Annotated in this window: 5 protein-coding genes; all 5 read right to left on the minus strand. The window is 59.8% G+C overall.

The genetic code is table 11. The features are described from left to right. Positions 1-4: 4 nt before the first annotated feature. The 5 genes from AC3IFE_RS09445 to AC3IFE_RS09465 all read right to left on the minus strand — a co-directional run bounded on the left by AC3IFE_RS09445 (position 5) and on the right by AC3IFE_RS09465 (position 6,066). The gene (locus AC3IFE_RS09445; protein WP_489190352.1) at positions 5-793 is read right to left on the minus strand and encodes a hypothetical protein; all 789 of its coding nucleotides are present in this window, start codon (positions 791-793) and stop codon (positions 5-7) included. A 227-nt stretch (positions 794-1,020) separates the two neighbouring features. Next, the gene (locus AC3IFE_RS09450) at positions 1,021-1,383 is read right to left on the minus strand and encodes a hypothetical protein (protein WP_489190353.1); all 363 of its coding nucleotides are present in this window, start codon (positions 1,381-1,383) and stop codon (positions 1,021-1,023) included. Between the two features lie 56 nt (positions 1,384-1,439). Next, positions 1,440-2,807 carry an HlyD family type I secretion periplasmic adaptor subunit gene (locus AC3IFE_RS09455; RefSeq protein WP_489190354.1) on the minus strand — a complete coding sequence of 456 codons (1,368 nt, stop codon included), beginning with the start codon at positions 2,805-2,807 and terminating at the stop codon, positions 1,440-1,442. 8 nt (positions 2,808-2,815) lie between these two features. Beyond that, positions 2,816-4,612 carry a type I secretion system permease/ATPase gene (locus AC3IFE_RS09460; RefSeq protein ID WP_489190355.1) on the minus strand — a complete coding sequence of 599 codons (1,797 nt, stop codon included), beginning with the start codon at positions 4,610-4,612 and terminating at the stop codon, positions 2,816-2,818. Beyond that, a complete protein-coding gene (locus AC3IFE_RS09465) occupies positions 4,612-6,066 on the minus strand; it encodes a TolC family outer membrane protein (protein WP_489190356.1) in 1,455 nt (484 codons plus the stop codon). The genes AC3IFE_RS09460 and AC3IFE_RS09465 overlap by 1 nt, the downstream gene beginning before the upstream one ends. Between the last annotated feature and the right edge of the window lie 144 nt (positions 6,067-6,210).

The raw sequence follows: 6,210 nt of genomic DNA on the forward strand, positions 1-6,210 counted from the left end.
CCCCTTAATTCTTCTTTATTTCAATAAGAATATTGGAAAGCTTGCCAGTCGAATTGAACCCGGCAGTAATAGTCTTCTCATATTGATCGTCTATCTGCTGATACCTCCATGTTTCGCTACCATGAGGTGCGGTGGGCGCGCCTGGACCGCCATGAGGGAGAGGCTCGGGAGGGAGACGTACAAATTTATTCGCGAAAATTTTCACCGCAGCATCAAAATCTGGGCCGCCTTCGTACATTCCAAAGTTTAAGGCTGCAGTGATTACGCCTGACTCGTGAATCGTTTTTCCGCCCACGAATCCAGCACCGGCCACTGATCCCCCAAAAAATTCAGATGTCTTAATTCTAGGAAATATCGAATTTGACACGACCCCAGATATCGAAAGTCGTTGTTCGGAATCACTCCTGTTTTCGATTACGCTGACGTTTTCGAGGCTGAAAATATCTTTCAGATTGGCCTCGGTATAGAACGCATCTTGCAGCAGAAGATCACCGTCAAAAATCACCTTGAGGTTCTGAACGAACTCAACAGGAGTTTTCGGTCTGGAAATCATTTGCGTCACCTCTTTTCCACCTTGCAGCGAAACGGACTGATTGGTCGGCGAACTCGCTTGTTGCGCGGTATTCAGACGGCTGGTCAATACGGGAGCCATTTGTGGTGCGTCATCAGGTTGTGCATAGCGCAAACTTCCCGGCAACGCGGCCGGCAGGTCGGACGCCGGCACCGGCTGCGCACAACTTATGTTGCTTGCCACGGTAGCGGTCGCCACTGCGGTTGCTGTAATAGCTTTCATCAATACCTTTCCTCTAAAAACCACGTTAATAGAATGGCGCAAAACCTGCTCTGCTTCGCGTCAGGGACATAAAAGCCCTCAAACGTGCACGAGCGGTGGCGCTTAAATTTTTCAAATAAATTTTCTCCTTGATAATTTTACGCTGGAGAACATTACTTCCCTACTCGTAATAATTGCATTTTTCTACCCCCTTTGCTTGCGGCGGCACATTAGTTATGCCCCATGCATTATGGAATCGACATTGCCCGCGTTGGAGGCAAATAAGGATTCCCCGGCATGCCAAAACCGGATCTCGAAAGATTCTCTTGCACCCGGCGGGCATTTTTAATATTCTCGATGGTCTGCCGCTCGTTCCTTAATCGCATCAACTCTGCCTGTTTCATACGCGCCGATGCATTTATGCAACGAGTGATCGAGAGACGTTGCTGAAACGTCAGATCTGCCGTATCAAGCGGGTACCCGTCCGCCTGACGAATCTGGCACCCAAGCTCAGCGCGTGGCGCTTCTTCGGCATGACCTACCGGGATCAATTCGATGTCTGATAACAACAGAACCGCAACAAACAGACCAGCAGATTTTCGTGTCTTCATGAGAGCCTTAACTCGGAACAATAAATACCGGGCACTTTCGAGATGGCATCGCAGGATTAATCCCGCATCGATTTGCGAATCCCGTCCCTAACCGGTTCAAGCAGGTAATCGAAGGCCGAGCGCGCATGCGTGCGGATATACACCTCGGTCCGGAGCCCCGGCCCGAGCGCGATCGGCTCCTTGGCGAGACGGTTGGCCTTTTCCAGTGCTTGCGCCGGCACCTCGACCCGGACCACGTAGAAGCGCGTGCGCTTATCGCTGTCGGTCAGCGCGTCTGCCGAAATGTATGTGACCTTGCCGTCGAGCATCGGTGTGGTGCGCGAGTTGTAGGCCGTCAACCGGACGTCGGCGTGGCTGCCCGGCGCGATCTCACGCACGTCATCCGGTCGGATATTCGCTTCCACGATCAACGGCGCCCCTTCGGGGACAACATCAACGATCGGCTCGCGAGGCGCGATTACTGCGCCGATCGTATGTACCTTCAGGCCGACGATCGCACCGTCGACCGGCGCGGTCACGCGGGTACGGGCAGACTGATCGCGAGCTGGGCGTAGCCGCTCGCCAATCTGAATCGCGCGCGTGGTCGCTTCCTTAAGCTGGTCGTCGGCCGCCTTCACATAGTCGTGACGCAGCCCGGCAATTCGGAGTTCGAGATCAGTCTGCCGCTGCTTCGCGCGGCTCAGATCGGCGGCGCCTGACTGAACGCGCGACAGTGCATCAGCTTCGGCCCGCCGCAAATCGAGCACCTTCGTTTCAGCAACGAAACCTTCCTGTTGCAACGTTTCGTTGGTCCGCCGTTGCTGGCGCGTCATGTCGTAGCTGCGGTTCATCGTCTGAATCAACTGCGAACTGATCGCGATTTCCTGGCGGGTCTGTGCCAGTTCGGTGCGCAGCATCGTGCTCTGGTCGACGAACGCACGCCGGCGCGCGATGAACAGCGAAGACTCGCGTGCCAGCAACTCGGCAACGCGCGGATCGTCGCGCTGTTTCTCCAGCGCAGCCGGGAACGCCAGCGTTTCCTTCAGTTCGCGCTCGGCGGAAAGGCGTGCGATCTTTGCCTGTTCCGCATCAAATTGCGCTTGCAACGCCGATAATTCGGCCGCCGGACTCACATTGTCCAGCACAACCAGCACTTGGCCCGCCTTCACACGGTCGCCATCCCGGACCAGGATTTGCTTCACGATCCCGCCTTCCAGGTGCTGCACTGTTTTACGTTCACCTTCGGTGCGCACCGAGCCCTCTGCGACGACGGCGCCGGAAATCGGCGCGAGCGCGGCCCACACCCACATCAAACCCAGACCGACGACGACCCCGGCGACGCTGGCGCAGATCAACCGGCGCGGCAACGGCAGCACGCTGCCGTCGGATGCCACGGACGCAGGCCGCCAGCGTTTCAGACTTTCGCTCACACGAAGTAAGGGCATGGATGTTCTCATCGGTTGCCTTCCATCGCCGGATCAAGCGTTGGCACCCGGGCGGCCTGCAACGAAGACCGGCTTGCCTGCAACGCGGCGAAATCGATTCCCTGCGGTAAGCCGCTGGCGTCGTCGGTTTGCCCATTCGCTGGGCACGAGCCACTATCGGCCTGCTCCGGTCCAGATGGCATTTCAAGCCGTTCCATTTGACCATCTTTCAGCCGCAATATCCGGTCAGCCAGTGCGAGCAGCGACGGCCGGTGGGTGACCGCGATAATGGTCATTCCATCGGCTTTCAGATGGCGCAGCACGCGTTCGAGCGCGGCTTCCCCCATCGTGTCGAGGCTCGCATTGGGTTCGTCCAGCAGCAGCAGTGCAGGCTCGCCGTACAGAGCGCGCGCGAGGGCGATGCGTTGACGCTGGCCACCGGACAACAACTCTCCCGCATCACCGATCAGCGTCTCGTATCCATCGGGGAGATTCAGGATCATCTCGTGAACCTCGGCTCGCTTCGCCGCGCGCACGATCGCGGCCGAATCGAGCGGGAGCGGCTTCGCGGTCCGGGCGATGTTTTCCGCGACGGTGCCTGCGAACAGCTCGACGTCCTGCGGCACGTACCCGAGATACCGGCCCAGGGAAGATCGGGGCCACTGCGCCATGTCGGCGCCGTCCAGCCGCACCGCACCTGCCTGCGGTCGCCACAACCCCGCGATGACCCGCAGCAACGTCGATTTACCGGACGCGCTAGGCCCCGTGATCACCAGCGTTTGGCCCGCCGCCAGCGTGAAATTGATACCGCGCAGCAGCAGCCGCCCCAGACCTGGCGTTCGCGACGGCACGCTGAACGCGATCTGCTCGACCCGAATTTCGCCGGTGGGCGGTGGCAACGCGATCGGTTCGGCCTCGGTCTGGCTGACCAGCAGCGCCTCTAGGCGAGGCCATGCCTCGCGCAGTTCGCCGGCCTGCCTCCAGTTGCCAATCAACTGTTCGATCGGCGCCAACGCCTTGCCGAGCAGGATGGTCGTAGCCAGCATCACGCCCGGCGTCGCATGGCCCGAAATCACCAGCCATGCGCCGGCCGCCATCATGATCACCTGGATCGCCTGCCGCAGCCCCTTGGTCAGGTCGCGATAAAACGCGCTGCGATCCGACACGTCGCGCTGCGCGGCGATGTAGTCGCGCTTGCGTACATCCCAGGCACCCACCAGGTTTTCCGTCATGCCGAGCACGGTCATGACTTCGGCATTGCGGATGAGGTGCTGGTAGAACGCATCACCCTCCCGCTGCCGCGCAAGGTAAGACTCGATACCCTTGCGCGTAAGCCGGTCGTTGACCATCGCGACACTCACCAACAGCAGTGCGCTGAGCACCGCGATCAGCGCCAAAGACCAATGAAAGAGGCCGATGACAGCTACGTAGACCACCAGCCAAGGCGCGTCGAAAAACGCAATCACGCCCGACCCTGCGAGAAACGCCCGCAGCGTATTGATGTCACCCTGACTCGCGAGCGCGCGCGATGGCAGCCGATAGGCGCGAACGGAAATCTGCGCCTGCAACGCGAGTCGCTCGAGCCGGTTGCCGATTCGCACGCCCAGGTCCGACAAGATCCGGCTGCGGGCAATATCGACGCCAATATTCATCCCGAGTGCGATCGCCATGAAGGCCATCAACATCAGCAGCGTTTGAATGCTCCGGCTCGGTAGCACGCGGTCGTAGACCTGCAGCAGATAGATGGTCGGCGTCAGCAGCAGCAAGTTTGACGCGATACCGAACGCGGCCGCGATCACCAGATGGCGCCTGATGAGTTGATACATCAGTGTCCTCCCGATGCGCCGGAGCTCGGGATGCGGGCAGGCGTGTGCTCGACCAGCATCGTATCGAGTGCCGCAAGGTCGGCCTCGCCCAGGTCGGCGGTGCTCGCTTTCAGCTTGAGCGCTTGGGCGAGCGCCTCCGTACGGGCGCGCGCAAAGTCGCGCTGAGCCCGGTAGAGCTTGTCACCGGCGTCGAGCACGTCAGCATTCACGCGAACGCCGACCCGGTAGCCGGTCTGATTCGAGCGCAATGCGACCGTGGCGGAGCGCACCGCGCTCGCCAGCGCATCGGTCTGCGCCAGTCCCCGTGTGACGCCCAAATACGCGTCGTGGGCCGTGAGCCGGGCACTCCGCTGGGCGTCGTCCAGATCTTCGCGAGCCTTGTCTTCCAGCGCGAGCGCTTCGCGAATCTTGCTGCGGGTCATCAGGCCGTCGGTCAGGGGCAACGAGATCTGGACGCCGACGTAGCCGGAGCTGCCGCGGCTCGCGCCGGTGTAGAAGTTCGTCTGTCCATTGATAAACGCCGCGTTGCCGTTGCTGGCATTCCCGACCAGCGAGACGGTGGGATAGTCACCGGCGCGCGCCTTGTTTCGCTCGCGGCTGGCGAGTTGGATCGCGATCATTTTCCGACGCACCCCATAATCCGCGGTGGCGGCCGTGTCCATCCACTGTTGTAGGTCCTCGGGCGCCACGGGCGGCAGATGCGCATCGCCGCGCCATCCGTCTACTCTGTCGACAGGATGGCCGACAATCTTCTGGAGCGCCGCGTAGCTGGTATCGCGTTGCGTTTGCGCGGCGACTTCATCCGCTCGCGCAGCATCGAAGCCGGCCAATGCTTCGTTCGTATCAACGATGGTCGCATCGCCCAGTGCGAAGCGGCGTTTCGCAAGCGCCAGTTGTTCCGCGACGGCCTTGCGGTGGCCGATGGCAAGCGCAAGGTCGTCCTGTGCATTCAGCGCGGCCAGATAGGCCTGGGCAACGCGAAGGAGCAAGTCCTGCTTCGCTTGAGCCAACGCAAGATCGGCATCCATCGCAAGGAGTCGGCCTTGCTGCCAGTTTTCCCAGGCGGCCCAATTCAAGAGTGGCTGGTTCAGTGTCAAGGTGAAGCCATTTGTCGAATAGCCGGGTATGGTCTGGCCTGGAATCTGCATGCCATTGCGATAGATGACCTGCTGGATACCAACTTGCGGCAACAATCCCGCCCGCCCCTGCGGGGATTTTTCGATTCCCGCACGCCATGCAGCTTCTGCACTCCTGAACGTAGCATCTTGGGCAAGCGCCTCGCTAGCGAGATTCGCCAGACTCGACGCGTTGGCATACGGAGCCGATATGATCACAAGAAAGCTGGAAATTGCGTTCAGCGCATTGCGCGCAGCGTGCCGAGGACGCCAGCCCTTGAGGTTGGGTTCTCGTGACATGCCCCCATCTGTTCGGCTGTGCCAACTGCAGTTGCTCATCGTTTTCCTTTATTTGCGCATCCACTGCAGTTGAGTCCAGCGCAAACGTTTGTCTTGCTGAGCACAGTTGCACGTCACATTGCAGATCTTTTCGAGTGTATAAAAAACATCAATTGGTAAGAATAGAACGAATCCGAATTCCTT

It is taken from the genome of Burkholderia sp. APQ4-4ca (assembly GCF_057837105.1).